Origin of the sequence: Nostoc sp. ChiQUE01b, from assembly GCF_034531255.1 — a bacterium.
In the GTDB taxonomy this organism is placed as follows: domain Bacteria; phylum Cyanobacteriota; class Cyanobacteriia; order Cyanobacteriales; family Nostocaceae; genus Nostoc.
The window spans coordinates 1-1,470 of the sequence record NZ_JAVRBM010000202.1 but is presented as its reverse complement, the minus strand read 5'-3'; the positions used below and the strand labels follow the sequence as shown (position 1 = coordinate 1,470).

The following is a 1,470-nucleotide window of genomic DNA, read 5'->3' as shown; positions in this document are numbered from 1 at the left end:
CATTGCTGAACTAATCGGTTCAGTTTAGCTGTTTGGGGAATTCGCCAACGGTATCCGTTACCTATAAAGAAGCAGATTTAGAAGTTACTAACCTCGTAGTCCCCCAAACATCACCCACTTCCGGTCAAACAATTTCAGTTAACTGGAAAGTTACTAATACAGGTACTCGCGATACCAGAGAAACTTTCTGGTTGGATAGAGTTTACCTCTCCCGCGACGAGTCCTTAGACTTTAATGATACATTACTCGGAGAATTTGCTCGTCGCGGCAGCTTAAAGCAAGGTGAATTTTACAGGGGAAGTAGTGAATTTACCCTTCCAGATGGCATTGATGGTGACTTTTATCTATTAGTATTCACTGACTCAAACATTAGTAAGGGTTACAGTAGACTAACTTATGAAAGCGTTAGCCAAACATTAGCCCGCGTACCTGAATTCCAGGATGAAGGTAACAATATTACTGCCGCACCAATAAAAGTTACCTTGCAACCACCAGCAGATTTGCAAGTCACTTCAGTTATTATCCCCGAACGCGCTACCACCGGACAAAGTTTGAATGTCAGGTACACCGTAGAAAACAAAGGTACTGGTGATACACCTGCTAGACAAAATCGCTGGAACGATTTAATCTACCTATCTAGAGATGAATTTTTAGATGAAAAAAGCGATCGCTATCTGGGATACGTAGAACATACTGGCGGTTTAAGTGCTGGTAGCAAGCACACAGTTGACAAAACTCTCCAACTACCAACTGACCTCGTTGGTTCCTATTACGTCTTTGTCATCACCGATGCACCGCAAAAAAATGTGCGCGGTGTGGTATTTGAAGGCAATGACGAGGGTAACAACGCCAAGCCCAGTACCCTACCCCTGGTACTAGAACTGCCACCCCCAGCAGATTTACAAGTAGACGAAATAACCCTGCCCAGTTCTGCCAAATCAGGCGAAGAGGTAAAAATTAGTTGGAAAGTCACTAACTACGGCGACAACCCAGCTAGCGGTGAGTGGAGTGATGCAGTTTACTTATCAACAGATGCAATTTGGGATATCAATGACCGCCTAATTGGACGAGTATCTCATAATGGCAATTTAGCAAAGAACGCCGACTACACCTCAACCCTCACAGCAAACCTGCCACCAGCAACTCCAGGTCAATATCGTATCATTGTCCGTTCTGATATCTTCAATCAAGTTTACGAAGCTGACAAAGAAGCAAACAACCGCACAACTTCTGCTGACCCGCTTCAGGTTACCGTTGAGCAGTTACAATTAGGCGTAGCCAAACAAACAACCCTCAGCACCGGACAGGAGAGGTTATTTGAAATCAACCTCCAAGCCGGTCAAACCCTACGCATCAACCTCAATTCCGATGCTAATGAAGCTGCCAACGAGGTGTTTGTCCGCTTAGGGCAAGCCCCAGGGCGGCCGCATCTTATTTACTAATAAAAATTAAAACAAATCTGAAAATGTT

1 protein-coding gene is annotated in these 1,470 nt (G+C 44.4%); it reads left to right on the top strand.

What is annotated here, in order from left to right:
- Positions 1–32 precede the first annotated feature (32 nt).
- Positions 33–1,442 carry a CARDB domain-containing protein gene (locus RMY63_RS41625; protein ID WP_322734264.1) on the top strand — a complete coding sequence of 470 codons (1,410 nt, stop codon included), beginning with the start codon at positions 33–35 and terminating at the stop codon, positions 1,440–1,442.
- Positions 1,443–1,470 lie beyond the last annotated feature (28 nt).